The following is a 26,374-nucleotide window of genomic DNA, read 5'->3' as shown; positions in this document are numbered from 1 at the left end:
GATCGGCCCGGTGTTTTCCAGCTTTACAGATCTGCGCCGTTGCTGGCGATCACCCGCTGATACCAGGCGAAACTCTTCTTCTTAGCGCGCGCCAGGGTGCCAGTACCGTCATCGTTTTTATCCACGTGGATAAAGCCGTAACGCTTGTTGTACTGACCGGTAGTGAACGATACGCAGTCAATACAGCCCCACGGCGTGTAGCCCATCAGCTCAACGCCATCTTCCAGCACCGCAATCTTCATCTGCTCGATATGCGCCTGCAGGTAGGCAATGCGGTAGTCGTCGTTGATCTCGCCGTTGGCTTCCACGGTATCGTAAGCGCCAAAGCCGTTTTCCACGATAAACATCGGCTTCTGATAGCGTTCCCAGAAGGCATTCAGCGTGTAGCGCAGGCCTACCGGGTCAATCTGCCAGCCCCAGTCGGACGCTTTCACGTGCGGGTTCGGGCGGCTGCCGGGGAAGCCCTCAATATGGCGGCCATCATCGCTGTCCCTGGCGGAGAACTGCACCGCATTGCTCATGTAATAGCTGAAGCCAAGGTAATCGGCACAGCCGTCGCGCAGCACCTGCTCGTCGCCCGGCTGCATCTCGATCTGGTAGCCTTTACGCTGCCACTCTTTCAGGATGTAAGAGGGGTAGTAGCCGCGCAGATGCACATCGCCGAACAGGTAGCGCTCGCGCATCGACTCCTGGGCGAACATCACGTCGTCCGGGTGGCACGACCACGGGTAGAGCGGCACAATCGCCAGCATGCAGCCAATCTGCAGCTGCGGGTTAATCTCATGGCCCAGCTTCACTACCTGTGCGCTGGCAACAAACTGGTGGTGCAGCACCTGGTACATCGCCTGCTCTGGCTTATCGTGGTCGGTAAAAATCACCCCGGAGTTGCAGTAGCCAAACAGCGGATAGCGCCAGTTACGCTGGTTGTTGATCTCGTTAAAGGTCATCCAGTATTTCACTTTGTGCTGATAGCGCTTCAGCACCACTTCGCTGTAGCGCACAAAGAAGTCGACCACTTTGCGATTCAGCCAGCCGCCGTACTCCTTGACCAGATGCTGCGGCATCTCGAAGTGCGAGAGAGTGATCACCGGCTCAATGCCGTGCTTCAGCAGCTCGTCAAACAGGTCATCGTAGAACTGTAATCCGGCTTCGTTTGGCTCCTGCTCGTCGCCTTTCGGGAAGATGCGCGTCCAGGCAATCGAGGTACGGAAGCACTTAAAGCCCATCTCGGCGAACAGCGCGATATCTTCTTTGTAGCGATGGTAGAAATCTACCGCCAGGTGATTCGGGTAGTTGAGCGACGGGTCGATGCCGTCGGTGATCTGGCGGTCAACGCCGTGGGAGCCGCCGGACAATACGTCAACGATGCTCGGGCCTTTGCCGCCCTCATTCCAGCCGCCTTCAACCTGATGTGCCGCGACCGCGCCGCCCCATAAAAAATCGTTGGGTAACTGCTGTGACATAACCTTTTCCTTATCTGGTGAGATTAACAACGTCCTGGGCGAGGCATGCCTCGCCGCTACAAAATAGTGGAACATCCGCTGGGGTCGGGTGAGCCGCGCCCAGCGAAACCGAGAAATCCGTAGGGATCGGCATGCCCGATCCCCACGGGTTTAATACCCGATATCTTTGTGCAAATTCGCGCCGTTGGAGGCGATCACCCGCTGGTACCAGCTGAAACTCTTCTTGCGGTAGCGCGCCAGATCCTTCAGATCGTGCTCGTCGCGATTGACGTAGATAAAGCCGTAGCGCTTGCTGATGCCCTGATGCGTGCTGACCAGATCGATAGCCGACCACGGACAATAACCGAAGATCTCCACGCCGTCGCTGATCGCCAGCTGCAGCTGTGCCAGGTGGTCGCTGAGGTAGGCGATGCGGTAGTCATCATGCACCTTGTTGTCGGCAGTCAGTTCATCAAAGGCGCCGAGGCCATTTTCGGTAATAATCAGCGGCAGCGTGTAGCGATCGTAAATCTCGCGTGCGGTAATGCGGAAGCCCACCGGGTCAACATACCAGTTAAACTGGTTTTTCTTCAGGTGCGGGTTATTGGTGCCGACGTAAACATCCTTATCGATGCCTGCCATCTGCTGATCCACCTTCTGGCTGCCTTCGCCCGCCTCATCCTGCGCGGCAGCCACGGTGGCAGAGGCATAGTAGTTGAAGGCAATAAAGTCCGGCTTCGCCTGCTTCAGCAGTTCCATATCTCCCGGATTAATCTTTGGCAGCCAGCCTTTCTCCTGCATAAAGCGCCACGCCACGGTGTTGTAGCGGCCATGGCAGGCAAGGTCGAGGTACAGCCAGTTGCGAATAGAGGTGAAGTTATGGGCCGCCAGCACATCCTCAGGTTTAGAACTGGCCGGATAGACGCAGGAGATATTTGGCGCCGGGCCGATTTTTGCGCCCGGCAGCATTTGATGGCAGGCGATCATCGCCCGCGCCTGTGCCAGCATCATATGGTGATTCTGCTGATACAGGGTTTTGTGCGGATCGGGCGTTCCTGCCGGCAGCGTACCGATGACGTCGCCTTTCAGGATCATCATGTTCTGTTCATTGATGGTCAGCCAGTATTTCACCCGGTCGCCATACAGTTCAAAACAGGTGCGGGCGAAGCGCTCGAATGCATCGACCGTCGCCGGATCGGACCAGCCGCCTTTCTCCTGTAGCGCCCACGGCAGATCGAAGTGGTACAGCGTGACCAGCGGTTCAATGCCGTGCTGGGTCAATTCGCTCAGCAGCTGCTGGTAGAACTCCACGCCTTTCGCGTTCAGCTCGCCGCTGCCGTTCGGGAACAGGCGGCTCCAGGAGATCGACAAACGGTAAGTCTTCAGGCCCAGCTCAGCGAACAGGGCCACATCCTCTTTAAAGCGGTGGTAGTGATCGCTGGTGACGGTGAAGTCGGTGAGGCGCGGGTCAAAGCTGGCTTTATCAATCACCGATGGCCCTTTGCCATCCTCAAGTGACGCCCCTTCAACCTGGTAGGCCGAAGTGGACGCTCCCCATAAAAATCCGTCAGGGAAGGGCGCTAACTGTGGGTATTGCATCCGGTTCTCCTTGCGTGTTTAACGAGGCAGGCGCGCCTGACCCTCTTTTCGGTCTGCCCGCAGCCTCAGCCCTTGTGCTTCAAGGCCGCAATCTCGCGGTGCAGCAGGATAATCTCTTCTGCCAGCTCGCGGCACAGCATGGCGTTCATCAGGTGGTCCTGGGCATGCACCAGAATCAGGTTCATCGGCAGCTTGCCAACGCCTTCATCCTCACCGATTAAGGCGGTCTGGATCTTATGCGCTGCCTTTGCCGCCGCGGTCGCTGCCGTCAACTGCGCGTCCGCTTCCAGCCAGTCATACTGGCGGGCTGCGCGCAGCGCCTGCATCGCGCAGGAGCGGGCTTCGCCAGCGTTAATGATCAGCTCCATCACCGTGCTTTCCATATCCATCATGCATTCTCCACTGTTTTCAGTTCACCCTCGGACGGGGCAGGGGCTTCTGCTGCCAGTAACTGGCGCTCGTACATCTTGAAAAACGGGTAGTAGATCAGCGTGGAAATCACGATCAGCACGCCAACCAGGATCACCGCACGGAAATCCCAGCCGGTAGACCAGGCCGCGCCAATCGGGCCGGGCGTGGTCCACGGTGCCAGCGACACCACGTGATTGACCAGGTCGGTGCGCGTGGCAACGTAAGCGATCACCGCGTTGACCAGCGGGGCGGTAATAAACGGGATAAACAGCAGCGGGTTCATCACCACCGGGGAACCGAAGATAATCGGCTCGTTAATATTGAACATGCTGGGCACCAGGCCAAGCTTGCCGATTGAGCGCAAGTGCGCCGAGCGGCTGCGCAGGTAGAGGAACACCAGCCCCATCGTGGAACCGGAACCGCCGACCACGATAAAGAACTGCCAGAACGGCTCGATAAAGATCTGGGTAATCGGCTGCCCGGCGTTCAGCTCCTGCTGGTTTATCCCGAGGTTGGTCAGCCAGAAAGCCTGCAAAATACCGCCGACAATCACCGCGCCGTGGATCCCGGCAAACCACAGCAGGTGGCACAGCAGCACCGCAATCAGAATGGCAGGCAGTGAATCCGAGGCGGAGATAATCGGTTTGAAGATCGCCATAATCGCCTGCGGCAGCAGCATGCCAAACTGATCCTGCACCAGCAGGCTGAGCGGGAACAGCGTCAGGAAGATCGCCAGGATCGGGATCAGCAGATCGAACGACTGACGGATCTTTGGCGGCACCTGTTCCGGCAGCTTAAAACCGATATTGTGTTTTTGCAGGAAGTGCATCAGTTCGGTGGCGTAGAGGCTGACAATAATCGCGGTGAAGATCCCTTCCCCTCCCAGCGAGCTGACCGGTAACGCGCCGTTAGTTTGCGGCGCGGCCACCACCAGGAAGGACATCAGCGCCAGACAGGCGGCCATAAAGCCGTTCATTTTGTAGCTAATCGCCAGGTTGTAAGCGATGGCGGCGCAGATATATACCGCCATGATGCCCATCGTCATGTTGTACGGCATCATAATCTGTTCGCTGTGGCGCTCAACCATGCCGAGCCACCACTGGGCAAATGCCCACTGGCTGTCGGCACCAAACGGTGGGTGAGCGAACAGCAGCATAAACGAACCGACAATCAGAAACGGCATCGAGGAGATAAAGCCGTCCTTGATCGCCACCACGTGACGCTGGCTGGATAAGCGTGCCGCAATCGGGCTGATGCGGTTCTCAATGACGCCAAACAGCTTCTCGCTGAGGCGACTCATTTTGCTGCCCCGTTATTGGCAATCATTGCCAGCGCGTCGGTAAGGATCTTCTCGCCGTTCATCATGCCGTAATCCATCATGTTGATAACGGCAATCGGTTTGTGCAGCTTGTCGGCGATCGGTTTGAAATCTACCAGCTTGTACTTGATCTGTGGGCCAAGCAGGCAGCAGTCGTAGCTGCCTATCTGCTGGTTAAACTCATCAAAACCTACGGCATTGATCTCAACATCAATATTTTTTTCCTGCGCGGATTTTTCCATTCGCTGTACCACCATGCTGGTGGACATACCTGCAGCACAACAGAGTAAGATCTTATTCATGGTTGTTCTCCGGTCTGGTTTTTTTAATAAATAGCCGAAAGAACCCCGTTTCTGCAACCGGTTTCATATTCTTTGAATCGTTCTGTGAGCGCGATCCCAATCGCCCGTTATCGCCCGAGTAAAACCTCAGTTTTATGCTGGTAATAGATATATCTTTAATCAGGTTACCTGCAGGTTATCAGCGAGTTTAATTATTATTAACTCACGGATCTATCAGCATTAAAGTCGAAGGAGGGCAACAGTGAACCTCAACAAAGCTAATAATTTCATGCTGTTACTACATCAGGTTGGGGCAGGTGATAAAACAGGGTATTATGGCAAACAGGAATTAGTCTTCAGGATGCCTCAATGATTACTATGCTGGATGTTGCGAAAAAAGCGGGCGTATCAAAAGCCACCGTTTCCCGGGTATTAGCGGGAAACAGTTACGTCAGTAAAACTACCCAGGATAAAGTATTTAAGGCGATTGAAGAGACGGGCTATCGTCTTAATTTGCTGGCGCGCAATTTGGCCACCAGTAAATCGCAAAATATCGGGCTGGTAGTGACCAATACCTTATATAACGGCCCCTATTTCAGTGAACTGTTATTTCAGGCAGCCACCGTCACCGAGCAGCATGGGCGCCAGCTGATCCTCGCTGATGGCAAGCATGACGCCCGTCAGGAGCGCCAGGCCATCGAATTCCTGCTCGATCTGCGCTGTGATGCGATCATTATCTATCCGCGCTTTCTCAATACCGCCGAGCTGGATGAGATTATTGAGCAAACCAGCAAGCCGATTATTGTCGTCAATCGTCAGCTGCAACAGCATCCGCAGCACTGCGTCTTTGCCGCCCACGAGCAAAATACTTTTGATGCGGTTAATTACCTGGTCGCCGAGGGGCATCGCGACATCGCGTTTATTGCCGGCTCGCCCGGTTCGCCGACCGGCACCAGCCGACTCAACGGTTATCGTGCGGCTCTGCATTCGCATCATCTGCCGTTTGATGAACGGCTAGTCGCTCACGGCAGCTGGACACCGCTTAGCGGGTTTGAAGCCGGACAGCTGCTGCTGCAGCGCGCAGTTGAATTTACCGCGCTGGTGGCGAGCAACGACGATATGGCAATTGGCGCGGCGCGGGCGCTGTACGCCAGCGGTAAACGCATTCCTGAGGATGTGTCGCTGCTCAGCTTTGATGATATCCCGATGGCCTCCTTCTTTGTGCCGCCGCTGACCACGGTACATGTGCCGGTTGGCGAGATGATCAAACACACGCTGGAAAAACTGGTGCTGATGCTGGATGGTCAGCCAACCGCACCGCTGCCAGCATTCAATGGCCAGCTGGTGCTGCGTGATTCAGTGGCGGCCGGGCCGTATAAAGGGCGGACGTAATAAATATAATCACCGATATAAACAGTAAGTTATCGGGATATTAACCTGCCGGTATTAGGTGGCTTTTTTGAACGTCGCGGTCAAATATCTTCAATATCACTGGCGCGCTTTCTCTTGCAGACTTCAAAGGTCACTCTACTAACAGGATGCCCCTGAATGTCTGCAATGAAAAAGATCGCCCTGCCGCTGCTGATGAGCGCCGCACTCTATTCTCAGTTCACCATGGCCGCAGCACAAAATTATGATATCGACCCGGGCCATACCGCCGTGGTGGTCTCCTGGAACCATTTTGGTTTTTCTAACCCCACGGCGGATATCTCTAACGTTACTGGTTTAATTACCTATGATGCGGCCAACGTGGCGGCATCGAAAGTACAGGTTAGCCTGCCGATTGACACTATTGATACGCACGTAGCGGCGCTGACCAGCGAGTTTAAAGGCGCGGACTATTTTAACGTGGCGAAATACCCCACGGCGACCTTCAGCAGTAGCAAAGTGGTCAGCAAAGACGGGAACAAGCTGGACGTGTATGGTGACCTGACCATCAAAGGCATCACCAAACCGGTGATCCTGCACGCGGTGCTGAACAAGCAGGGTGAGCATCCGATGGTGAAAAAACAGGCGATAGGTTTTGATGCTGAAACCACCATCAAACGTTCTGACTTTAAGCTCGACAAGTATGTTCCGGCAGTCAGTGATGAGGTGAAAATCCACGTCAGCACCGAAGCTTACGCGAAGTAATGCTGCAACCGGCGGCGGGGCGATAATGCTTCGCCGCCAGGTTAATACGCTTGCCATACCAGGACAATTCTTAGCTTGTCGCGAGTAAATAAGACGCAAGCTAGGTAAGCCTATTAATTCTTTTTTGCCAGTAAATAACTTTTTGTTAACGATTAATTTGCGGTTAATTTTATTTTTAAAATAAGAATAGTCTGTGTTACATTAATGCCCATCAAGGGATGTGATGGCAGTAATGTGATGTATTTCGTTAAATATCAATCGGTTAACGTATAGTCGCTGTGTCTCCCGCCCTGAGCTATTGCAAGTTTTACAGGAAAGGAACCTATGAGTTACATCACCTCTGACGAGCATTCGCACCCCCGGCGAATCGAAAATTCTGGCCATTCATATTCTCACCCCGATGACGAAATTGATCTGCTTGAGCTGCTCTCTATTATTCTAAAGCGAAAATATCTGATTGCGGGTTTTACCGTGCTGGCATTATTGGCGGGGATTGGCGTCAGCTATCTGATGCCGCAGCGCTGGACCAGCTCCACTGTGCTGGTACCTGCCGAAGCGCCGCAGCTGCGCAGCATGGAAAAGGTACTGACCGAGCTGGCGGTGCTGAATATCAAAACCGATATCAACCCGGACTCGCTGCTGTCTGATTTTATGCGCAACTTCGATTCACGCACTCTGCGCGAAAAATATCTGGTTAACACTACCTATTTTAAAGAGTTGGTGCAGGACAAAGCCGACAGCCCGGAGATGCGTAATCACCTGATCAATGCCATTCTCAATGGCAATATCGATTCGCACAGTTCGGTGCAGGACAAAGACGGGGATAAAAAAGAGTACCGTTATTACGAGATCAAATACACCGCCGAAACGCCCACCGCCGCACGCGACCTGCTGGAAGGCTATATCAACTATGTCACCACGGTGGTGGAGCAGGAGCTGCATCAGCGCCTGAAATATCAGGTTGATATGCTGAAAGGCAAAGAGATTGGGCGCTATGAATTTGATTTAGTGCAGGCGAAAAATCTGCATCAGATTAAGCTTGACCGCCTGCAGTATGCCCTCGATATCGCCCGCTCTGCCGGCCTGAAAAAACCTTCCTGGAGCAACGGCACTGCCATTCAGGATGACCCGGACTTTTCCGTCACCCTGGGTGCCGACGGTCTGGAGCGTAAACTGGCGATTGAAAAGTCAATTACCGACCCGTCGCAACTGAGCGCTGACCTGCAAAACCGACGCCTGTATATTGAAAAGTTGAACAACCTGAAAATTGATGAGCTGACCGTTGAGCCGTTCAAGTACATGCGTGCGCCTTACGAGCCCATTAAGCGTGATGGTCCGAAGCGGATGCTGATTGCGGTTCTGTTTGCTCTGGCGGGGCTGGTGGCAAGCTGTGCCTGGGTACTGCTGAACAGCGTGATGAAGAGGCGCAGCCAGACGATTGATTTACTGCCTGAGCGCGTGAAGTAATCAGGAACGTTCAGGGCGACGCAGCGTGCGTCGCCCTGAACGTTTATACGGAAGGTTGCACCACGCGGTTGCGGCGAAGCGCCAGCGATAGCACGATGTAGATCACACAGGACACCAGCAGCGAATTGATGGTTGGTACGCCCCACTCGGTCATCAGGCCAATCACACTTCCTATCAGCGTGGCGACAATCGCCGTCCAGCCAATCACCGGCGTCTCGGCATCCGTTGGCAGCTTGCCGGCGGCGCGGCTGCTATCCAGTGCGGCGCGATGGCTGCGCAGCAGCAGATAATCGACCAGCATGATACCGAGGATCGGTGGGAACACCACGCCCAGCACCGTCAGAAAGTCGACAAAGCGGTCGAGAATGCCCAGCACCGACAGCAGCGTACCGAGCAGGCCAATCACCAGCGTGGTGTAACGGTACTGCAGCTTGACGCCGCAGATGCCCTCAACGGCGTTTATCACCCCAAGGGACGAAGAGTAAAGGTTAAGGTCATTGACGCGCAGGGTGGAGAGGATCACCACCAGCAGGCCAACGCCGCCCGCGACCTGCGACATAATCGTCACCACATCAGCGGTTTGCAGCGTGCGGGCAATCATAATCGCCAGCCCGTTCACGATAAACTCCCCGGCAATAATGGTCATCAGGGTTATACCCGCCACGTGCTTCGACGAGCGCGAATAGCGCGTCAGGTCGGGGGTCATCAGGCTGGCAACAATCGCCCCGCCCACCACCATGGTGATTGCCGCACTGATGGTCAGCGGGCTGCCCTTTGGCGGCAGGTCGATAATCTGCTGCAGGGTGTGGCCAGCCAGTGTATGGAAGGAGATAAAGCCGACCAGGCAGATAAACAGCGGCACGGCAATGCGTGCGGTGACGCGTAGCGCCTTAAAGCCAAAGGTGACCAGCACCGTCAGCAGCAGGCCGGAAAGGCTGGCCGCCAGCGGGAAGCCCAGCACGCCGCCAAGCGCAAAGTTCAGCGACTTGGCGAAGATAGCATTCTGAATGCCAAACCAGCCCAGCAGGCTGACCGCCACCACCAGGCCAATCAGCACCGACCCGATACGGCCAAATCCGCACCAGCGCGCCAGCAGGCTGCCGGAAATTCCTTCGCGCATCCCGGCATAGCCCAGTCCGTAGGTGACAATACCGAAAATCACACTGCCGGCCAGAATAGCGATAAAGGCCGAGGCCAGACTCATGGAGTCACCCAGCACGGCGCCGAGCATAAACTGATCGAGCGCGGTGAGCATGCCCATGTGCACCACCGCAACGCTGAGAAATGAGACGCGCTTATTGTCCGGCACGCGCTCGAGCGGGTAATCTTCAATACGGATCACAGAGAGGTTCCTTGCTTAAAAGTTAAATAAACTGAATGCCCTTTTCGATCAGGCGGTCCGGTATAAAGTTGTCCAGCCCGGTGTGGCGACAGTACTCTTCAAATTGACTCAGCGTATGCACGCCAGCTTTCTGGTAGATGTTGTAAATACGGTTTTCTACCGTGCGATGGCTGAGGTTATAAATGCGGGCAATTTCCTTGGTCGACAGGCGCTGCAGCATTAAAAACAGCGTATCTAGCTCGGAGCGGGTGAACAGATCGCTGCTGACTTCGGTGGTCAGCACCCCCGGCTTCTGCTGGGTGATGTATTTCAGTGGCGACATGGTATCGAGGATCCTGGCATTCCAGGCCACGCCGATATACTCGCCGCGCTCGTCATACAGCGGCAGCTTCTCGCTGACGTACGGCGTTAAGGTTTTCTGACCGAACCAGTAGTGGGTCTCAATCACCGCCACCCGGCTGTTAGAAGCCTGAGTGCGGCGGTCGTGTTCGATCAGCTCATCTTCGCATTCGGCCCAGGCGGCGGGAAACTCGCTGTCCAGGCGACCTTCAATATTAAAATCCGCCGGCGTATTGGTGTAGCTGTATGCGGCGCGGTTCATATACAGATGGCGCGATTCGGGATCTTTAATCCCCCAGGGATCGGTTAAATGCTCCATCATCGCAATCAATGCGCTGAAGCTGGATGCGGGCTTATCCGGTGACAATTCCATTTTCCTCCTGGGGGCGTGCGGTCAGAGTTTTTTTGCCAGGTAGTGGCGGGTGTGCAGATGGGCGTAATCGCCCAGCTCACCGTAAGGCGCATAACCTAATTTTTCGTAGAAACCTTTCGCCTGAAAATCAAAGGTGTCGACATACGCCATATGGCAGCCGCGCTTGCGGGCTTCTGCTTCGGCGGTTTGCATCAGGTCACGACCGGTCCCTTTCCCCCGGCACGCATCGCTGACCCATAAATACTGAACTTCCAGTCCACCCCACCAGGTTCTGGCAACCAGCCCTGCGTAGATTTGGTTGTCGTCATCACGCAGGGTGATAAACAGCGGATGGATATCCACCGGCGTTATTTTTGCATTATGTGCCCACAGGCTGTCGATGACGTACTCTTCATCAGCAGCAGCGGGTGTATCGGTAACAAGGATCTTCATTGGCTTCGTGCACTCATTATTTGACTAAAAATTAATAAGATAACCTGCATATTACTGATGGGTAATTATCATTAATTTGCCTTTTTTTCAAGAGTGTTTTCCCCCCGTTCCCTCGGGTGCCAAAAACGCTTATGGTGTCACCCATCAGACGAAGCCGTGAACAAGATCACACTAATATCATTTCGTCTCGGCAGTTTGGCAAGGCAAATATTCCGCCTCACCAGGGAAATTACTCACGCAGCACCTTTTTCGGCGACTACCTCAGGTAGCGGACAGAAAGAGAAATAGTAAAGATTACTGAAGATGATGCCAAAAGTAACTTCAGCTAATCTTTTATAAAAGAAAATTCCTGCCTAAAGGGACCGCCTAACTCGCGGTCCCTTTTTTCATTGGCTGAAAGGTGACCGCAATCGCAAAAAGCCTCGCAGTGATTCATGTTTACCCAGCGCGTGCCGATGATCTGCTCAATCATCTCTCTTTTTGGGGTACCTATGGACGCTACAACGTTTCAGCAGGGCAATGGTCAGGCGGTAGAAGTTATCTCGCTGGAAAAAATCTGGCGCCAGGCCGATTTGCTGATGCTGTTTCTGGTGTGGGGGATGTTCACTATCACCAGTGTGGTGGGCTGGGTGATGGATTCGCTGATGCTGGCGCTGATTGTCGGCGGCGCGCTGGCGTTCGCCAGCACACTGCTGCGCGCGCTGCTGCCGGGAAGCCTGGCCACCCGCCTGTGGTTTGCCGTTACCCTGATCGCCTTTTCGGCGCTGATGATCCAGCTTGGAGAAGGTGAAGTCGAATATCACTTCTCTATTTTTGTGCTGCTCTCGGCACTGCTAGCCTACCGCGACTACCGCCCGTTATTGATGGGTGCCGCCACCGCCGCGATTCATCACGCCCTGTTCAACTATTTGCAGGAAAACGACCTTTACGGCATCGTCTGCTTTACGCACCCGGGTTTTCATATGGTGCTGTTCCACGCGGTATTCGTCGTGGCACAAACCGCCATTCTGATTTTCATTGCGCAGCGCATGGCGGCGGATGCCCGTGCCGCCAGCGAAGTGGCGCAGTTAGCCGCGTGGATCAACCGCGAGCCGGGCCGCCTGACGCTGACGGCGGAAGACAGCCGCAGCAGCACGCCGTTCGCCCGGACCTTCAGCACCACGCTCGGCGCCATGCACGGCACGCTAAACCGCGTCAGTGATGGCGTCGGGCTGCTGCTGGAGGAGTCCGACAGTATTCTGCAACGTAATGCCGCACTGTCGCAGCGCACCGATGAGCAGGCGCACGCGCTGGCTGTGGCGGCGAGCGCGATGGAGCAGATGAATGCGGCGGCCTCGTTGACCAGCAAAAAAGCCCATGCGGTACAGCAGCTGGCGCACGAGGCTAATGCGGTGGCGCGGCGTGGAGGTGAAAATCTCGAACAGGCCATCGGCTCAATGGCGCAGATCGAGCAGGAGTCGCGGCGCATTAACGTGATTCTGGAGTTGATCGACGGCATCGCCTTCCAGACCAATATCCTGTCGCTAAATGCATCGGTAGAAGCCGCCAACGCCGGTCAGCACGGCCAGGGCTTTGCCGTGGTAGCGGCGGAGGTGCGCACCCTGGCGATGCGCTGTGAAAACGCGGCGAAGGAGATCCGTACACTGATCGCCACCTCGGTGGAACGCAGCCAAAGCGGCAGCGAGCAGGTAGCCGCAGCAGGCAAAACCATGCAGGAAGCGATCGCCACTATCAGCGGCCTGGCGCAGCTGGTTGAGGAACTGATGCAAATGAACGACCAGCAGCTCAGCAGCATTACGCAGATGAAGGAGAGCGTGGAGAGCATTGACAGCAGCGTGCAGCACAACCTGCAGCACGTAGCGGAGACGCTGGAGGTTGCACAGCAGCAGCAGCAGCAGGCTGAGGCGCTTCAGCAGGCGATTGCGGTGTTCCGCTTCGCCTGAGGACAATCAGTGGCTGGCGGAGATCACGCGGATGCAGCTGTCGACGTCTTTGGCCGCCGTGGCTTTCTGCTCTGCGCTTAACGCCCGATATTTAGCGATCGACATCTGGCCCTGCTGGTCGTCGTAGCTCACCTGTTTGAACGAGTATGAGTTGTTCTCGTTGACGATCACCGTGCGGATTTTCTCGACAAAATCCTGCTCGCTGGTTGGCGTGCCCAGCACATCCAGCGCCACGCAGGCGGCGGCGTCATAGTGCGGGTCGTGCGGCGGAGTGCGAAAACCAAACCACCAGGTCAGCAGTGCGATGGCCAGCATGATTATTGCCAGGGAGAGCTTTTTCATTTTATTCCGTTTATTAGGTTAAATTTTGCTGCGAATCATTGGCACGGGGCGACCGGAAAAAAGGGTCGCCCCCTACGGTTATATTGTCCTGTAGGGGCGGACCATTTTGTTCGGTCCGCCCGTTGGTCAGGTGAATTTTTCCAGGAGCAGCTGACGTAACTGCTCCGCCGGCTGCGGGCGGCTCAGCAGGAAACCCTGCAGCCGGTCGCAGCCGGCGGCTTCCAGCATTAAACGCTGCTCTTCGGTTTCCACGCCTTCCGCTGTGACCGTTATCCCCAGACTGTGACCGAGGTTGATCACCGACTTCACGATAGTGGCCGAATTCGCACGTACCCCCAGCGACTGGATAAATGCGCGGTCGATTTTAATCGTATCCACCGGGAACTGGATCAAATAATTCAGGCTGGAGTAGCCGGTGCCAAAATCATCCAGCGCGATGCAGAACCCGGCCGCGCGCAGGGTGCGGATGGTTCTCAGCGCCTGCTGCTCATCTTCCAGCAACACGCCCTCGGTAATTTCCAGCTCGATATGACGCGGATTTACGTTGTGGCGGGTGATAATTTCGCGCAGCGTATCAACAAAGCCGGGCGCCAGGAACTGCAGTGGCGAAACATTGATTGCGACGATCAGCTTCGGGCAGCGGGTTGCCAGCCTGCACGCCTGCTCAATCACCCACTCGCCGAGCGGAATAATCAGCCCGGTCTCCTCCGCTATAGGCACAAACTCCGCCGGCGAAATGGCGCCCAGCGTCGGGTGCTGCCAGCGCAGCAGGGCTTCGACGGCGAACAGCCTAGTGCCGCTGATATCCATAATCGGCTGATACCACTGCATCAGTCCGAGATGATTGTTTTCCAGCGCCATACGCAGCTGCTGGGCCAGCCGCTGACGCTTTTGCAGCGCTTCATCCATCATTGGGATAAACAGGCAGTAGCGCCCGCCGCCCTCCGCTTTGGCGGCGTACAGCGAAATATCCGCCTTACGCATCAGCTCCAGCAGGTCCGTGCTGTGCTCGGGAGCCAGCGCCACACCGATGCTGACGCCAACCCACAGCTTGTGGCCGCGCAGCGTCATCGGCGCGGCCAGCTGGGTGATGATCTGCTGGCACATCTCCGCGACCTGCTGTTCGCTCTCGATCTTGCTGAGCATCACCACAAACTCATCGCCGCCGAGACGGCCCACGGCATTCTCTCCCGGCAGCAGTCTTGACAGGCGCTGGCCGATTTCGACGATCAGATCGTCACCCGTATGATGGCCGTAGGTATCATTGATCATTTTAAAACGGTCGAGATCGAGCAGCAGCAGCGCCAGTTTTTCGCCCTTTAGCGGCAGCTGGAAGAGGCGACGGTTGAGCTGCTCCTCAATCCAGGCACGGTTTGGCAAGCCGGTTAGGGTATCGTGATGCGCCAGATGCCTGGCGTGCGCTTCGCTGGCGGCCAGGCGACGCATTGAGCTGGAGAGTTTAAGCGAGGAGAACCACAGGCGGTGCGTCATCAGGATGCACATCAGAGTAATGCTGAGGATCGCCACCGCAATCAGCGGCCCGGTGACTTTCAGCATTTGCGTGCCCGGGCGCATCGGCTCCCACGAGACGCTGCTGACCGGGATACCGCGCTGCGAGGTCAGCAGAAAACCGGCGCTGTTGGCCTGTTCAGGATCGCTGGGGATAAAGCGGAAGCGGCTGACGACGCCACGGTGTTCAAGAAAATCGATAAAGCTGTAGTGCAGATAGCGGATAAACACCAGCTGGCGATTAGCCCGATCGCCCGGCAGGCTGCCAATGACCACTTCCGCCACCCGCCCGCGCAGGCGGATAAAATCGCGGGTGAAATCCTCCCCGCCGGCAGGATGCAGCCAGTTGGCGAGCGACTGACTGACACCGCCATAGCGGGAAAGCGGGGCTGCGCGGCCAGCCAGCCAGGCGGCAATTGGCCGGTGCTGCGCGTCCATCAGATAGATTTCGTTGTCACCGGCGAGGCTGTAGAGCCAGCTGCCAAACTCGTCCGGCTTTGCCATCTGTACCAGTAAATCCGCGCCTTTCAGCAGATTTTTATGCTGGTTGCCAAAATCAGCCAGATGCTGGGCAAAAATATTTTCAATGACCTGCTGCTGTTTTTCTTCTGCTTTCGCATTGCTCTGTGCCGTTACCCAGTACGCGGTAAATCCGCATCCCAGCAGGGCGAACACCACGACCGCAACCACTGGTGCGACAACGTTGCGCATAAACTCGCGGCGTAGTTCAGCAACCGTGCTGTGTTCGATTTTCATTGAAGTTCCGGAAAGACGATGAGTAGCCCCAGTAAGCACGGGTTCTGTAAAGAGTAAACACTACCTTATCGGCTATTATTGGCAAATATTAAGATGTTATTAAATGACGCATTGTCTGAAATTAGTGAAAAAAATCATGCGGAAAGGAGGCGTAAGGTTGTGTATAACCCTCTCTGCGGATTTACGCCATCGGCAGCCCGCAGATTGAGCGGGTGGCGGTCGATTTGCCTGGTACCAAACCCGCGTTACAGGCGCTGCGAGAGGCGCACCAGCGCGGCAGTAAAGAGTGCGGGGTCGTTCATTGCACGCGACAGAGTGATGGCCCCCTGGATACCGAGCACCGCGTCCTGAGCGTTCTCCCGCGCTGATGCGGCCTGCTGCCCGTTGCGAATAAGCGCGGCAGTCAGCGCCTCAATCCAGCGCGAGAAGTAGCGGCTGATGGTGCTGGCAAAGCGGTCGCGCGTCTCATCCAGTGCAAATGCGCCCAGCAGGCAGATGCGCTGGCCGGAGTGAAAATAGCTCTCCACCGCCTGCCACATGGCAGGGATGGCGCTGGCCGCTGCCTGCTCATGCAGCGGAGTGAAGATATTCAGCGTAAACCAGCTGTCGACCTCGGCCAGCACCGCGGCGGCCATCTCCTCTTTACCGCCGGGAAAAAAGTGATACAGGCTGCCTTTTCCCAGCCCGGTCTTTTCCGTAATGCGGCTGATGCTGGTGCCGTCATAGCCCAGCTCGCGGAATACGCCCGCCACCAGCGGCAGCACGTCCTCGCGTTGATATACGCTGCGCATCGCTTACAGTCCCAGCTCAGACAGGCCGGGGTGATCGTCCGGGCGGCGGCCGAGCGGCCAGAAGAACTTGCGATCGTCCGCGCTAATCGGCAGATCGTTGATGCAGGCGAAGCGCTGTTGCATCAGCCCCTGCTTATCAAACTCCCAGTTCTCATTACCAAAGGAGCGGAACCAGTTGCCGCTATCGTCATGCCATTCGTAGGCAAAGCGCACCGCGATGCGGTTATCGCCAAACGCCCACAGCTCCTTGATCAAGCGGTAGTCCAACTCCCTGGCCCATTTGCGTGTGAGGAAGCAGACGATCTCCTCACGCCCGCTGACGAACTCGGCGCGGTTGCGCCACTGGCTGTCGGGGGTGTAGACCCGCGACACTCTTTCAGGGTTGCGGCTGTTCCAGCCATCTTCCGCCAGGCGAACTTTCTGGATGGCGCTTTCACGGGTAAAGGGAGGGACAAGAGCTGACATGGAAAACTCCGCTTGTGTACTAAAGAGCCTTGACTGTACCGATCGTTACAGTCCGTGTCCAGTGCGGAATGATTGTGCCCCCTTTTATGTTCAAACAGACAAAAGCGAGAGGGAGTGATAATGCGCTACGGATACTCACGACGCGAATGAAGCACGCCCAGCACCAGAATGGCATCATTAAGGACCTTGTAAATGAGGATGTAATTGGGATGGGCCACAATTTCTCGGGTTCCGGGAACCCTGCCCGCGCGAAACATATAGGGATGCTCAGCGACAGGCAGAATAGACTCCTGCAATTGCTGGAGCAGCGATTCCGCTGCGTAAGGGTTTTCTTCAGCAATGAAAGCAATAAGTGCGTAGAGGTCCCTCTTTGCTTCATCAGTCCATTTGATGGGGAGCATTAAGCCAGCTTTCTCCTTGCTTTCACTTGTTTAATCATTTTTTTTGCCCCGGCAATGACTTCATCATGCGGGGAGTGCGGTGCCTTGCTGTTGATGGCCGTTTCGACTTTATCGCGAAACCAGCGGTCATAGCTTTCCGCTTGCTCCTGTGTCTCAAACTCCGAGACGATAGGGGATAATTTGTGGGTCATGATTCGCTCCATAACTGATGGATTTATAATCAGTATAACGGTTCCTGGCGGGCAAACCAATTAAGTTATTGATGGGTTCAGGAAACGTTAGCCTCACTTTCCGCTCACTGCGGAAAGTGAAGCAAGCCTTATGCCAGGCCGCGGTTCACCAGCGATTCCCGCGAAATATCGGCAATGGTTTTACAGCCGGTCAGCGTCATCGCCACGCGCATCTCTTTCTCAATCAGCGTCAGCAGGTTTTCCACGCCCGCCTGACCCGCGGTCGCCAGCGCATAAAGATAAGCGCGGCCCAGCAGCACGCTGTCGGCACCCAGCGCAATCATGCGCACCACATCCAGGCCGTTGCGGATGCCGCTGTCGGCCAGAATGGTGATGTCGCCTTTTACCGCGTCGGCAATGGCGGGTAGCGCACGCGCCGTTGACAGCACCCCATCAAGCTGACGACCGCCGTGGTTAGAGACCACAATGCCGTCGGCGCCGAAGCGCACCGCATCGCGCGCATCATCAGCGTCGAGGATGCCTTTGATGATCATCGGGCCGTCCCAGAACTCGCGGATCCACTCCAGATCGCTCCACGAGATCGACGGGTCGAAGTTGTTCGCCAGCCAGCCGATATAGTCTTCCAGCCCGGTCGGTTTACCGAGGTAGGTGGAGATATTGCCGAGATCGTGCGGTTTGCCGTTCAGCCCAACGTCCCACGCCCACTGTGGATGGGTAACCGACTGCCAGTAGCGGCGCAGCGCGGCGTTCTGGCCACTCATACCGGAGTGGGCATCGCGGTAGCGCGCGCCCGGGGTGGGCATATCCACGGTAAACACCAGCGTCGAGCAGCCCGCGGCTTTAGCGCGTTCCAGCGCGTTGCGCATAAAGCCGCGATCTTTCAGCACGTAGAGCTGGAACCACATTGGGCGGTTAATCGCCGGAGCCACCTCTTCAATCGGGCACACCGAGACGGTGGAAAGGGTAAATGGAATGCCTTTCGCCGCCGCCGCTTTCGCCGCCTGCACTTCGCCACGGCGTGCGTACATGCCACACAGCCCGACCGGTGCCAGCGCCACCGGCATCGCCAGAGTTTCGTTGAACAGCGTAGTGTGCAGACTCAACTCGGACATGTTGTTCAGCACGCGCTGCTTAAGGGCGATATTCGCCAGGTCATCCACGTTGCGGCGCAGGGTATGTTCGGCGTAGGCACCCCCGTCGATGTAATGAAACAGGAACGGCGGCAGAATGCGTTTTGCGGCGGCGCGGTAGTCGGTGCCGGCTGAAATAATCATCGTTTCTCTCCCTGGAGTGTATCGATTGTATCGTCCGGCAGGCGGGTACTGCGCTGCTGCCGGGCATCATCTTCCTGCATGGTTTTCAACGTGCTGTGGACAAAGCCGAGGTGGACGCGGGCGGCGCGGCTGGCGCGCTCCGGCTCCCCGGCGAGGATCGCCAGCAGCAGCTCCTCGTGTTGTTCGGTCAGCTGGGCAAAAATGTGCGGCGCGCTGTAAATGCGCTGGCGGCTGTGCATCACCGAAGATTGCAGCAGATCGAAGAAGCCGCGCATGGTCTGCAGCAGCACCACATTGTGCGAGGCTTCGGCAATCGCCAGATGAAAGCGCACGTCGGCCTGCGCCGCCAGCTCCGGGGCATCGCTCTCGGTACAATTCAGCGTGGCATCGAAGCAGGTTTGCAGCTTTGCTTTATCGGCATCGGTGGCGCGCAGTGCGGCAAACCAGGCGGTGCTGGCTTCAATGGCGTGGCGCGCCTCAAGAATGTCATCGCGATAGTCCGGATCGGCGGCGACCAGCGCTTTCAGCGGCTGCACAATACGCTGTTCCGACCACGGCGAGGGCGCGTCACACAGATAGTGTCCACCGCCGGTGCGGCTGAACAGGACGCCTTCGCCGACCAGCTTCTGCAGTGCTTCGCGCAGCGAAGAGCGTGATACCGTCAGCTCCTGCGCCAGCTTGCGCTCCGCAGGCAGGCGGCTGCCGGGGGCCAGCTGTCGCTGCGCGATCAGCGCCTGAATGCGGCTCGCCAGGTGGTCAGCGCGGGTGGTCATGTCTGGGCAGCTCCTGCTGGTGGAAGGGATTTCCGCCGCTGAACTCGGTCCGACCAATTCAGCGCATCTACGGCTTTCAGGGGCTGATAGTTAATATTTTGTGCAGAAAAGACAATCGCAGCGCGCAGTTTTTTAGTTTTCTGTGGACGGGATTCAGATTTTTTCTGAATTGGTAGGACCGTTCGTTATGATCTGGCTGGGAGATGGGAACTCATCAAGCCAATCAGCTACAACAGCGCTGTTCACCGCCCCCCCCCGCGCTGACCCTTTTGCCGCGTTGACCACCAGCAGATCAGCGATCCCGCGCTGACCATCCCTGCGCCCTGCCAGAAGGCTAAGGAGAGGCTGGAGTTGAGCAGCAGGGCGGCGAGCAGCGCCGATAGCACCGGAATAAAGTAGCTGGCGGTCGCCAGCACGGTGACATTGCCGTGCAGGATGCCAATATTCCACGCGGCATAGCCAAAACCCATCGCCAGCGCCGCCAGCGCCAGACAAGCGCCGACGCGCCAGTTCATCACCATCTCCGGCTGCGGAGCGGAGAAGTATTTCAGCCACAGCGCCAGTGCAGTAAGCAGGAAGAACAGGGTGATACCGTTGCTGCCGTTGGCGATTTTTTTGGTTACCACGCAGTACAGCGCCCAAATCAGCGCGCCGCTCAGGGCCAGCCCATAGCTGAGCGGGTTCGAGGCGACGCTGCGGTCAATCTCCGCCAGCGACAGCGGATGATCGCCCGCCAGCACCCGACAAATGCCGATCAGCGAAAGCGCCAGACCGGGAACGATCAGCAGGCTGCACTTTTGCCGCAGCACCGCTATCGACAGCAGTACCGTTAGCGCCGGCCAGAGATAGTTAACCATTCCCACTTCAATGGCCTGGGTGCTGCTGGCGGCATAGCCGAGGGATAAAGAGAGGCAAATTTCGTAGCTGACAAACAGCAGGCTGCCCAGCAGCAGATAGGAACGCGGAAAGGTATTCAGCCTGGGCAGGCCGACCGTCACCAGCAGTATCAGCGCGCTGAGGCTGTAAATAGCGGCGGCGCCACCGACCGGGCCTAACCCCTCGCTGACGCCGCGTATCAGCCCGACAATCGTGCTCCACAGCAGGATGGCGATGAGGCCAATCCCCGTTGCTTTTCTGTAATCCATATTATCCGCTGCCCGAAAATTTTTAGCTGACTTTACAGGCTGGCAGCCCGTCAGGCGAATTTAATCAGCACCATACCGACCAGTAGCAACAGCACGCCCAGCCAACCTTTGCCGCTCAGGCGCTGGCCGAAAAGCGCACGACCTGCCGCGATGGTGGCCACAATGCCAAAGCCACCCCACAGCGCGTAGGCGACCGACAGCTCGATCCCTTCTACCGCCTGGGCCAGCGCGCTGAACGCCGCCAGCACCGCCAGCAGCGACAGCAGACCGTAGCCTTTGCGCTTAAAGCCGTTGGAAAGCTTGAGAAAGATATTGGCAGCAATCTCCAGCACCACCGCACCCGCCAGCCAGGCGGCATGAATCCACTCAAACGCTGACATGACGGCCTCCCGTGCGGGTGCCGGATTTAATCAGCGCAATGCCCACCACCAGCGTCGCCAGTCCGGCGATTTTCATGAGCGAGAGCGACTCGTCAAACAGCAGCACGCTGAACAGCGTAATAAACAGAATACCCACGCCTTCCCACATCGCGTAAGCGACGCCGAGGGCGATTTTTTTAATCGAAATCGACAGGGCAATATAAGAGAGAGCAATCAACAGCAGCATCAGCAGGTAGCCCGCCGGATTGCCGCTTACGCTAGACCATTTCATCAGCAGGGTGCCGGTGATTTCCAGCGCGATCGCCAGAGCCAGTAACATCCAGTACAGCATGATTTATTTTCCACAGAACAGGGGATAACGCGCCCGCCTTGGCGGCAGGATATAACAGCTTAATGTCGTAGGGTTAAAGCGGGACTAAAGCGCGTTACGCCAGTGTTGTTCACCGGAAAGGGATAAGGCAGAAGAGAAAGCGGGGCACTGCATGATGGGGTCGAGCCTGACCATATTATCCATAATTTTTACAACTTATCCGCGTTGTTGCTTTTCGTCGGTGCGGAAAGGAAATTGTCTCCGGTAGTTGAACACGGCTCTGTTATAACATGCGGATGTGGTGTTTATCTTGCTGTTTGCGATTCTTTACCCTGGTATTGATGGTTTGTTTAGTTATTCCGACTGCTTAAGCGTTCCATGGCGTGATCACACTGACGCGTGAGAACGGCGCGCTCACTTCAGGCTGTGGGATATAGCCGTGAAAGGCCAGCAGGCTCTGGAAAATGCAGCGTGCATCCTGCTGCAGCTCGTGGTGGATCAGCAGGTCCATTTTTCCCTCGCTCAGCAGCTGGCGGTTCTCACTATCCAGGTCGTGGCCGATGAATACCGCGATTTCCCGCCCGGCAGCGGCAAAAGCGCGCACGATGGCGCTGTTGCCGCCGCCTGCACAGTACACCGCCCCCAGTGCCGGATGGCGCTCCAGCTGCTGCGCCAGCGCGCAAAAAGTGGGGTGATCGATGCCGTATCCGGCGCTGATGCGCAGCGTGGTCAACGCCGGGGCCATCTGCGCCAGCGCCGCGCAGAACCCGGCGGCGCGATCCTGTTCCCCCTGAAAGCGTTCGCTGCCCGTTACCACTGCCACCTGTGGCGTGCGCTGCCCCAGCAGGCGCGCCATCAGATACGCCGCCGTATGCCCGGCCGAGTGGTTGTCGATACCGACGTAGCGAATGCGCTGGCTGTCCGGCAGGTCGGTCACCAGCGTCACTACCGGCACCCGTTGCTTTAGCAGTTCTTCAATAACCTCCGTCAGCATGCGGTCATTTTCCGCCTTGAGAATAATGCCGTAGCTGTCGCTGGCGCAGCGCTGCATCAGCCGGCGGATCTGCTGGGGGTCGGTGTTCTCAAAGACATGCAGGCGCAGGGTAAGGCGGAAAGGGGCAAAGCTGGCAATCTCCGCCAGCAGCGCATCGGTCACCAGCTGGCTGAAACGCGTGGGCGTATGCAGGATAACGTCGATCGGGATAGTGCGGCCGCTGGCGAGGCTCATGCGCTGCTGCTGTTCAAGGTCGCGCAGCGCCTGCGCTATTCGGCGCTCCGTCTGGGCGTGAACCGCGCCGCGCTGATGCAGCGCACGGTCGACCGTGGCTTTACTGACGCCAGCCTGAGCGGCGATCTGCTTGATGGAAAATTTCATTTCTGAGGTGTTTCTGAGGTGGTTTGCCGGACAGTAAACCATCTTTTCAGGATATTTCCTGCGTAGCGGCTCGCATTTTGTCGTGCCAGGCCAGGCAAATTGCCGCGCAGCGGTGTATGTTGCAAACATCCTGAACGGGGGGCTATAGGGATGTACGAATTTACGTTGATTTTACTGCTGCTGCAGCAGATGTGTGTGTTCCTGGTTATCGCCTGGCTGATGAGTAAAACCCGCCTGTTTATCCCGCTGATGCAGGTCACGGTGCGGCTGCCGCACAAGCTACTGTGCTACATCACCTTCTCGATCTTCTGCATTATGGGCACCTATTTTGGCCTGCATATTGAAGATTCGATTGCCAATACGCGGGCGATTGGCGCGGTGATGGGCGGGCTGCTGGGGGGGCCGGTGGTCGGCGGGCTGGTGGGGCTGACGGGCGGGCTGCACCGCTATTCCCTTGGCGGCATGACCGCGCTGAGCTGCATGATCTCGACCATCGCCGAAGGGCTGATTGGCGGCGTGGTGCACAGCGTGCTGATCAGGCGCGGGCGCAGCGATAAGGTCTTCAGCCCGCTCACCGCAGGGCTGGTCACCTTTTTTGCCGAGCTGATGCAGATGGCGATTATTTTGCTGATCGCCCGGCCATTTAACGATGCGCTGCACCTGGTGCAGAGCATTGCCGCGCCGATGATGGTGACGAATACCGTCGGTGCGGCGATGTTTATGCGCATTCTGCTCGACAAGCGGGCGATGTTTGAGAAGTACACCTCGGCGTTCTCCGCCACCGCACTCAAGGTAGCGGCCTCAACCGAGGGGATACTGCGCCAGGGGTTTAACGAAGAGAACAGCATGAAGGTGGCGCAGGTGCTGTATCAGGCGCTGGATATCGGCGCGGTGGCCATCACCGACCGCGAGCGGCTGCTGGCGTTTACCGGCACCGGTGATGATCACCATCTGCCGGGCAGGCCGATCTCCTCTTCCCTGACCTGGCGCGCTATCGACAGCGGCGAAGTGGTGTACGCCGACGGCAATGAAGTGCCGTATCGCTGCTCGCTGCACCCTAACTGCAAGCTGGGTTCGACGCTGGTGATCCCGCTGCGCGGGGAAAACCAGCGGGTGATCGGCACCATCAAACTTTACGAGCCGCGTAACCGCCTGTTCAGCTCGATTAACCGCACGCTGGGAGAGGGCATCGCGCAGCTGCTGTCGGCGCAGATCCTCGCCGGACAGTATGAGCGGCAGAAGGCGCTGCTGGCGCAGTCAGAGATCAAACTGCTGCATGCGCAGGTCAACCCGCACTTCCTGTTTAACGCGCTCAATACCCTGATGGCGGTGATCCGCCACGACAGCGACAAGGCCGGGCAGCTGGTGCAGTATCTGTCGACCTTCTTCCGCAAGAACCTCAAGCGGCCGTCGGAGATTGTTACGCTGGCCAATGAGATTGAGCATGTAAATGCCTATCTGCAGATCGAGCAGGCGCGCTTTCAGTCGCGGCTCTGCGTGCAGCTGCTGGTGCCGCCGGAGTTGGCGCATCACCAGCTGCCCGCCTTTACCCTGCAGCCTATCGTCGAGAACGCGATCAAGCACGGTACCTCACAGCTGCTGGGCAACGGCGAGATTACGCTGCGCGCCAGCCGCGACGGGCAGCATCTGCTGCTGGCGATTGAGGATAACGCCGGGCTGTACCAGCCAAAGAGTGAAGGCAGCGGGCTGGGCATGAGCCTGGTGGATAAGCGCCTGCGCGTGCGTTTTGGTGACGGCTACGGCATCAGCGTGACCTGCGAGCCGGACCGTTTTACCCGTATTACCCTGCGCCTGCCGCTGGAGGAGCCAGTATGTTAAGCGTTTTAATTGTCGATGATGAGCCGCTGGCGCGGGAGAACCTGCGCATCCTGCTACAGCAGGAGGGCGATATCGCGATTGTCGGCGAGTGCGGCAACGCCATTGAGGGCATCGCCATGGTGCACAAGCTGCGGCCAGACGTGGTGTTTCTCGATATCCAGATGCCGCGCATCAGCGGGCTGGAGATGGTCAGCATGCTTGATCCGCAGCAGCGGCCGTGGATTGTGTTTCTCACCGCCTTTGACGAGTTTGCGGTGCAGGCCTTTGAGGAGCACGCCTTTGACTATCTGTTGAAGCCGGTAGAGGCAGCGCGCCTGGGCAAGACGCTGGCGCGCCTGCGCCAGGGCCATCAGCAGCAGGAGGTGCAGGATGTCTCGGTGTTGCCGGAGAGCCAGCAGCCGCTGAAGTTTATTCCGTGCAGTGGGCACAGCCGCATCTGGCTGTTACAGATGGAGGAGGTGGCGTTTGTCAGCAGCCGCCTGAGCGGCGTTTACGTCACCAGCCACGACGGCAAGGAGGGGTTTACCGAGCTGACGCTGCGGGTGCTGGAGCACCGCACGCCGCTGCTGCGCTGCCACCGTCAGTATCTGGTGAATATGGCGCATCTGAAAGAGATCCGCCTGGAGGATAACGGCCAGGCGGAACTGCTGCTGCGTGATGGTCATACCGTGCCGGTGAGCCGCCGTTATCTCAAGAGCCTGAAGGAGGCGCTGGGGCTGTAGTTTACACGGCAGGTTGTAGTTTACACGGCAGGGTGTCGCTTAAATGACAGGCTGCGGCTTCAGCGCGGCAAATGCGGTGCGGATCTGCGCTTCCGGCAGCTGTACGCCGATAAACACCAGCGTACTGGCGGGCTGCTCCTCGGGCTGCCATTCCCGGTCCCAGTCGGCGCTGTACAGGCGCTGCACGCCCTGGAACAGCAGGCGGCAGGGCTGACCGTCGATCCACAACATGCCTTTGTAGCGCAGCAGGCTGTCGGCGAACCCGGACAGCAGTTCCTCCATGACTTTTGATACTGCCTCCAGCGCGACCGGGTAGTCCAGCTCGACCACGACTGAATTGATATCGTTGTGCTTATCGGCGATAAAATTAAAGCGCGGTGCGCTGTTGATGACCTGCTCTTCCAGCATAAAACCGCGGGTGTTAAACAGCAGGCTGAGGTCTATCTCACCGTTCACCACCGGATAAACCGGCGCGCGGGCGTTGATGCGCTGCAGCCGTGCCAGCAGATTGGCTGGGGTTCCGGCAACGTCGGTTTTGCTCAGCAGAATGCGGTCGGCATAGCCAATCTGCGACTGCGCCAGAGTGAACTGGTCCATCTGCTGTTCGGCGTGTACGGCATCGACCAGCGCGATCACCCCATCAAGCAGATAGCGCTCGCACAACACCTCGTGTGCGAAAAAGGTCTGAATAATCGGGCCGGGGTCGGCCATGCCGGTGCATTCAATCACCAGACGGTCAAAGGTAACGTCACCGCTATCGAGGCTGGCGAGCAGCTCCAGCAGTGCCTGCTCCAGCTCGCCGGAGCGCGTGCAGCAGATGCAGCCGTTGGTCAGGGTTTTGATCTGCGTGGCGCGTGCGCCGAGCAGCTGATCGTCTACGGCCACGGCGCCGAACTCGTTCTCGATCACCGCGATTTTGTAATCATCCTGATCGTGCAGAATGTGGCGCAGCAGGGTGGTTTTGCCCGCGCCGAGAAAGCCGGTGAGCACGGTAACGGCAATCGGTTTCATGGTGTTTTCC

The 26,374-nt window shown here is 57.3% G+C and carries 27 protein-coding genes; 6 read left to right on the top strand and 21 right to left on the bottom strand.

All coding sequences use genetic code 11. The annotated features are described in order from the left end of the window. Positions 1 to 23: 23 nt before the first annotated feature. From ACLI4M_RS05835 to ACLI4M_RS05815, 5 genes are all read right to left on the bottom strand, one after another. Positions 24 to 1,463: a 6-phospho-beta-glucosidase gene (locus ACLI4M_RS05835; protein ID WP_133622761.1), complete on the bottom strand. Its 1,440-nt coding sequence runs from the start codon at positions 1,461 to 1,463 to the stop codon at positions 24 to 26. 150 nt (positions 1,464 to 1,613) lie between these two features. Further along, positions 1,614 to 3,041 (bottom strand): glycoside hydrolase family 1 protein, encoded by a 1,428-nt coding sequence (locus tag ACLI4M_RS05830; RefSeq protein ID WP_133622762.1) that lies wholly within the window; start codon positions 3,039 to 3,041, stop codon positions 1,614 to 1,616. Positions 3,042 to 3,106: 65 nt separating this feature from the next. Beyond that, complete coding sequence (locus ACLI4M_RS05825; protein ID WP_048914675.1) at positions 3,107 to 3,430, bottom strand: PTS lactose/cellobiose transporter subunit IIA; 324 nt, start codon at positions 3,428 to 3,430, stop codon at positions 3,107 to 3,109. After that, positions 3,430 to 4,752 (bottom strand): PTS sugar transporter subunit IIC, encoded by a 1,323-nt coding sequence (locus tag ACLI4M_RS05820; RefSeq protein ID WP_133622763.1) that lies wholly within the window; start codon positions 4,750 to 4,752, stop codon positions 3,430 to 3,432. Before ACLI4M_RS05820 ends, ACLI4M_RS05825 begins: the two co-directional genes overlap by 1 nt. Beyond that, complete coding sequence (locus tag ACLI4M_RS05815) at positions 4,749 to 5,072, bottom strand: PTS sugar transporter subunit IIB (protein ID WP_048914657.1); 324 nt, start codon at positions 5,070 to 5,072, stop codon at positions 4,749 to 4,751. Before ACLI4M_RS05815 ends, ACLI4M_RS05820 begins: the two co-directional genes overlap by 4 nt. Positions 5,073 to 5,420: 348 nt before the next feature. Between ACLI4M_RS05815 and ACLI4M_RS05810 the strand changes: the two genes are divergently transcribed. The 3 genes from ACLI4M_RS05810 (at position 5,421) to wzz(fepE) (ending at position 8,651) form a co-directional block, all read left to right on the top strand. After that, entirely contained in the window at positions 5,421 to 6,443 is a 1,023-nt protein-coding gene (locus tag ACLI4M_RS05810; protein ID WP_133622764.1) for a LacI family DNA-binding transcriptional regulator, read from the top strand. A 156-nt stretch (positions 6,444 to 6,599) separates the two neighbouring features. Continuing rightward, positions 6,600 to 7,184 carry a YceI family protein gene (locus tag ACLI4M_RS05805; RefSeq protein ID WP_133622765.1) on the top strand — a complete coding sequence of 195 codons (585 nt, stop codon included), beginning with the start codon at positions 6,600 to 6,602 and terminating at the stop codon, positions 7,182 to 7,184. A gap of 324 nt (positions 7,185 to 7,508) precedes the next feature. Further along, positions 7,509 to 8,651 carry an LPS O-antigen length regulator Wzz(fepE) gene (gene wzz(fepE), locus ACLI4M_RS05800; protein WP_133622766.1) on the top strand — a complete coding sequence of 381 codons (1,143 nt, stop codon included), beginning with the start codon at positions 7,509 to 7,511 and terminating at the stop codon, positions 8,649 to 8,651. A 43-nt stretch (positions 8,652 to 8,694) separates the two neighbouring features. On the opposite strand, the gene ACLI4M_RS05795 is transcribed toward wzz(fepE), so the two are convergent. Genes ACLI4M_RS05795 through ACLI4M_RS05785 form a run of 3 tightly spaced genes read right to left on the bottom strand, consistent with a single transcriptional unit; the run spans position 8,695 to position 11,137 of the window. Then, positions 8,695 to 9,993: a cytosine permease gene (locus ACLI4M_RS05795; RefSeq protein WP_133622767.1), complete on the bottom strand. Its 1,299-nt coding sequence runs from the start codon at positions 9,991 to 9,993 to the stop codon at positions 8,695 to 8,697. A 22-nt stretch (positions 9,994 to 10,015) separates the two neighbouring features. Beyond that, entirely contained in the window at positions 10,016 to 10,705 is a 690-nt protein-coding gene (locus ACLI4M_RS05790; protein WP_062818080.1) for a helix-turn-helix transcriptional regulator, read from the bottom strand. A gap of 21 nt (positions 10,706 to 10,726) precedes the next feature. After that, positions 10,727 to 11,137 carry a GNAT family N-acetyltransferase gene (locus tag ACLI4M_RS05785; RefSeq protein ID WP_048914663.1) on the bottom strand — a complete coding sequence of 137 codons (411 nt, stop codon included), beginning with the start codon at positions 11,135 to 11,137 and terminating at the stop codon, positions 10,727 to 10,729. A 491-nt stretch (positions 11,138 to 11,628) separates the two neighbouring features. Here ACLI4M_RS05785 and ACLI4M_RS05780 point away from each other — a divergent pair, with 491 nt between their 5' ends. Continuing rightward, a complete protein-coding gene (locus ACLI4M_RS05780) occupies positions 11,629 to 13,080 on the top strand; it encodes a methyl-accepting chemotaxis protein (protein ID WP_133622768.1) in 1,452 nt (483 codons plus the stop codon). A 6-nt stretch (positions 13,081 to 13,086) separates the two neighbouring features. On the opposite strand, the gene ACLI4M_RS05775 is transcribed toward ACLI4M_RS05780, so the two are convergent. From ACLI4M_RS05775 to ACLI4M_RS05720, 12 genes are all read right to left on the bottom strand, one after another. Next, complete coding sequence (locus ACLI4M_RS05775) at positions 13,087 to 13,422, bottom strand: hypothetical protein (RefSeq protein WP_048914664.1); 336 nt, start codon at positions 13,420 to 13,422, stop codon at positions 13,087 to 13,089. Between the two features lie 126 nt (positions 13,423 to 13,548). Continuing rightward, on the bottom strand, positions 13,549 to 15,687 hold the full coding sequence (locus ACLI4M_RS05770; protein ID WP_133622769.1) for a putative bifunctional diguanylate cyclase/phosphodiesterase: 2,139 nt from the start codon (positions 15,685 to 15,687) through the stop codon (positions 13,549 to 13,551). 245 nt (positions 15,688 to 15,932) lie between these two features. Beyond that, on the bottom strand, positions 15,933 to 16,478 hold the full coding sequence (locus ACLI4M_RS05765) for a TetR/AcrR family transcriptional regulator (protein WP_133622770.1): 546 nt from the start codon (positions 16,476 to 16,478) through the stop codon (positions 15,933 to 15,935). A 3-nt stretch (positions 16,479 to 16,481) separates the two neighbouring features. Continuing rightward, entirely contained in the window at positions 16,482 to 16,943 is a 462-nt protein-coding gene (locus ACLI4M_RS05760) for a DUF1348 family protein (RefSeq protein WP_048914667.1), read from the bottom strand. 125 nt (positions 16,944 to 17,068) lie between these two features. Then, on the bottom strand, positions 17,069 to 17,344 hold the full coding sequence (locus ACLI4M_RS05755; RefSeq protein WP_133622771.1) for a type II toxin-antitoxin system RelE/ParE family toxin: 276 nt from the start codon (positions 17,342 to 17,344) through the stop codon (positions 17,069 to 17,071). Further along, complete coding sequence (gene relB / locus ACLI4M_RS05750; RefSeq protein ID WP_133622772.1) at positions 17,344 to 17,535, bottom strand: type II toxin-antitoxin system RelB family antitoxin; 192 nt, start codon at positions 17,533 to 17,535, stop codon at positions 17,344 to 17,346. The genes ACLI4M_RS05755 and relB overlap by 1 nt, the downstream gene beginning before the upstream one ends. A gap of 128 nt (positions 17,536 to 17,663) precedes the next feature. Then, complete coding sequence (lldD, locus tag ACLI4M_RS05745) at positions 17,664 to 18,809, bottom strand: FMN-dependent L-lactate dehydrogenase LldD (protein WP_133622773.1); 1,146 nt, start codon at positions 18,807 to 18,809, stop codon at positions 17,664 to 17,666. Further along, the gene (gene lldR / locus ACLI4M_RS05740; RefSeq protein WP_133622774.1) at positions 18,806 to 19,582 is read right to left on the bottom strand and encodes a transcriptional regulator LldR; all 777 of its coding nucleotides are present in this window, start codon (positions 19,580 to 19,582) and stop codon (positions 18,806 to 18,808) included. The genes lldD and lldR overlap by 4 nt, the downstream gene beginning before the upstream one ends. A gap of 242 nt (positions 19,583 to 19,824) precedes the next feature. Further along, positions 19,825 to 20,727, bottom strand: a complete 903-nt coding sequence (yddG, locus tag ACLI4M_RS05735; RefSeq protein WP_133622775.1) for an aromatic amino acid DMT transporter YddG — start codon at positions 20,725 to 20,727, stop codon at positions 19,825 to 19,827. Between the two features lie 50 nt (positions 20,728 to 20,777). After that, on the bottom strand, positions 20,778 to 21,107 hold the full coding sequence (gene mdtI / locus ACLI4M_RS05730) for a multidrug/spermidine efflux SMR transporter subunit MdtI (protein WP_133622776.1): 330 nt from the start codon (positions 21,105 to 21,107) through the stop codon (positions 20,778 to 20,780). Next, positions 21,094 to 21,441, bottom strand: a complete 348-nt coding sequence (gene mdtJ / locus ACLI4M_RS05725) for a multidrug/spermidine efflux SMR transporter subunit MdtJ (protein WP_166643207.1) — start codon at positions 21,439 to 21,441, stop codon at positions 21,094 to 21,096. The genes mdtI and mdtJ overlap by 14 nt, the downstream gene beginning before the upstream one ends. Before the next feature lie 343 nt (positions 21,442 to 21,784). Beyond that, positions 21,785 to 22,792: a LacI family DNA-binding transcriptional regulator gene (locus ACLI4M_RS05720; protein ID WP_048914673.1), complete on the bottom strand. Its 1,008-nt coding sequence runs from the start codon at positions 22,790 to 22,792 to the stop codon at positions 21,785 to 21,787. A gap of 150 nt (positions 22,793 to 22,942) precedes the next feature. On the opposite strand from ACLI4M_RS05720, the gene ACLI4M_RS05715 reads away from it, so the two are divergent. Next, complete coding sequence (locus tag ACLI4M_RS05715; protein ID WP_133622777.1) at positions 22,943 to 24,631, top strand: sensor histidine kinase; 1,689 nt, start codon at positions 22,943 to 22,945, stop codon at positions 24,629 to 24,631. Next, entirely contained in the window at positions 24,625 to 25,353 is a 729-nt protein-coding gene (btsR, locus tag ACLI4M_RS05710; protein WP_048914678.1) for a two-component system response regulator BtsR, read from the top strand. Before ACLI4M_RS05715 ends, btsR begins: the two co-directional genes overlap by 7 nt. Positions 25,354 to 25,392: 39 nt before the next feature. On the opposite strand, the gene yjiA is transcribed toward btsR, so the two are convergent. Then, entirely contained in the window at positions 25,393 to 26,364 is a 972-nt protein-coding gene (gene yjiA, locus ACLI4M_RS05705; RefSeq protein WP_133622778.1) for a GTPase, read from the bottom strand. Positions 26,365 to 26,374 lie beyond the last annotated feature (10 nt).

Source organism: Erwinia sp. LJJL01, assembly GCF_047300805.2.
Taxonomy (GTDB): domain Bacteria; phylum Pseudomonadota; class Gammaproteobacteria; order Enterobacterales; family Enterobacteriaceae; genus Erwinia; species Erwinia aphidicola.
The sequence above is the reverse complement of the archived record's forward strand: the minus strand, read 5'-3'. Positions and strand labels throughout refer to the sequence as shown.

Bases quoted from the DNA above. Each gene is read 5' to 3' on its own strand.
- ACLI4M_RS05835 (WP_133622761.1), bottom strand. From the start codon at position 1,463: ATGTCACAGCAGTTACCCAACGATTTTTTATGGGGCGGCGCGGTCGCG.
- ACLI4M_RS05830 (WP_133622762.1), bottom strand. From the start codon at position 3,041: ATGCAATACCCACAGTTAGCGCCCTTCCCTGACGGATTTTTATGGGGA.
- ACLI4M_RS05825 (WP_048914675.1), bottom strand. From the start codon at position 3,430: ATGGATATGGAAAGCACGGTGATGGAGCTGATCATTAACGCTGGCGAA.
- ACLI4M_RS05820 (WP_133622763.1), bottom strand. From the start codon at position 4,752: ATGAGTCGCCTCAGCGAGAAGCTGTTTGGCGTCATTGAGAACCGCATC.
- ACLI4M_RS05815 (WP_048914657.1), bottom strand. From the start codon at position 5,072: ATGAATAAGATCTTACTCTGTTGTGCTGCAGGTATGTCCACCAGCATG.
- ACLI4M_RS05810 (WP_133622764.1), top strand. From the start codon at position 5,421: ATGATTACTATGCTGGATGTTGCGAAAAAAGCGGGCGTATCAAAAGCC.
- ACLI4M_RS05805 (WP_133622765.1), top strand. From the start codon at position 6,600: ATGTCTGCAATGAAAAAGATCGCCCTGCCGCTGCTGATGAGCGCCGCA.
- ACLI4M_RS05790 (WP_062818080.1), bottom strand. From the start codon at position 10,705: ATGGAATTGTCACCGGATAAGCCCGCATCCAGCTTCAGCGCATTGATT.
- ACLI4M_RS05785 (WP_048914663.1), bottom strand. From the start codon at position 11,137: ATGAAGATCCTTGTTACCGATACACCCGCTGCTGCTGATGAAGAGTAC.
- ACLI4M_RS05780 (WP_133622768.1), top strand. From the start codon at position 11,629: ATGGACGCTACAACGTTTCAGCAGGGCAATGGTCAGGCGGTAGAAGTT.
- ACLI4M_RS05775 (WP_048914664.1), bottom strand. From the start codon at position 13,422: ATGAAAAAGCTCTCCCTGGCAATAATCATGCTGGCCATCGCACTGCTG.
- ACLI4M_RS05770 (WP_133622769.1), bottom strand. From the start codon at position 15,687: ATGAAAATCGAACACAGCACGGTTGCTGAACTACGCCGCGAGTTTATG.
- ACLI4M_RS05765 (WP_133622770.1), bottom strand. From the start codon at position 16,478: ATGCGCAGCGTATATCAACGCGAGGACGTGCTGCCGCTGGTGGCGGGC.
- ACLI4M_RS05760 (WP_048914667.1), bottom strand. From the start codon at position 16,943: ATGTCAGCTCTTGTCCCTCCCTTTACCCGTGAAAGCGCCATCCAGAAA.
- ACLI4M_RS05755 (WP_133622771.1), bottom strand. From the start codon at position 17,344: ATGCTCCCCATCAAATGGACTGATGAAGCAAAGAGGGACCTCTACGCA.
- relB (WP_133622772.1), bottom strand. From the start codon at position 17,535: ATGACCCACAAATTATCCCCTATCGTCTCGGAGTTTGAGACACAGGAG.
- lldD (WP_133622773.1), bottom strand. From the start codon at position 18,809: ATGATTATTTCAGCCGGCACCGACTACCGCGCCGCCGCAAAACGCATT.
- lldR (WP_133622774.1), bottom strand. From the start codon at position 19,582: ATGACCACCCGCGCTGACCACCTGGCGAGCCGCATTCAGGCGCTGATC.
- yddG (WP_133622775.1), bottom strand. From the start codon at position 20,727: ATGGATTACAGAAAAGCAACGGGGATTGGCCTCATCGCCATCCTGCTG.
- mdtI (WP_133622776.1), bottom strand. From the start codon at position 21,107: ATGTCAGCGTTTGAGTGGATTCATGCCGCCTGGCTGGCGGGTGCGGTG.
- ACLI4M_RS05720 (WP_048914673.1), bottom strand. From the start codon at position 22,792: ATGAAATTTTCCATCAAGCAGATCGCCGCTCAGGCTGGCGTCAGTAAA.
- ACLI4M_RS05715 (WP_133622777.1), top strand. From the start codon at position 22,943: ATGTACGAATTTACGTTGATTTTACTGCTGCTGCAGCAGATGTGTGTG.
- btsR (WP_048914678.1), top strand. From the start codon at position 24,625: ATGTTAAGCGTTTTAATTGTCGATGATGAGCCGCTGGCGCGGGAGAAC.
- yjiA (WP_133622778.1), bottom strand. From the start codon at position 26,364: ATGAAACCGATTGCCGTTACCGTGCTCACCGGCTTTCTCGGCGCGGGC.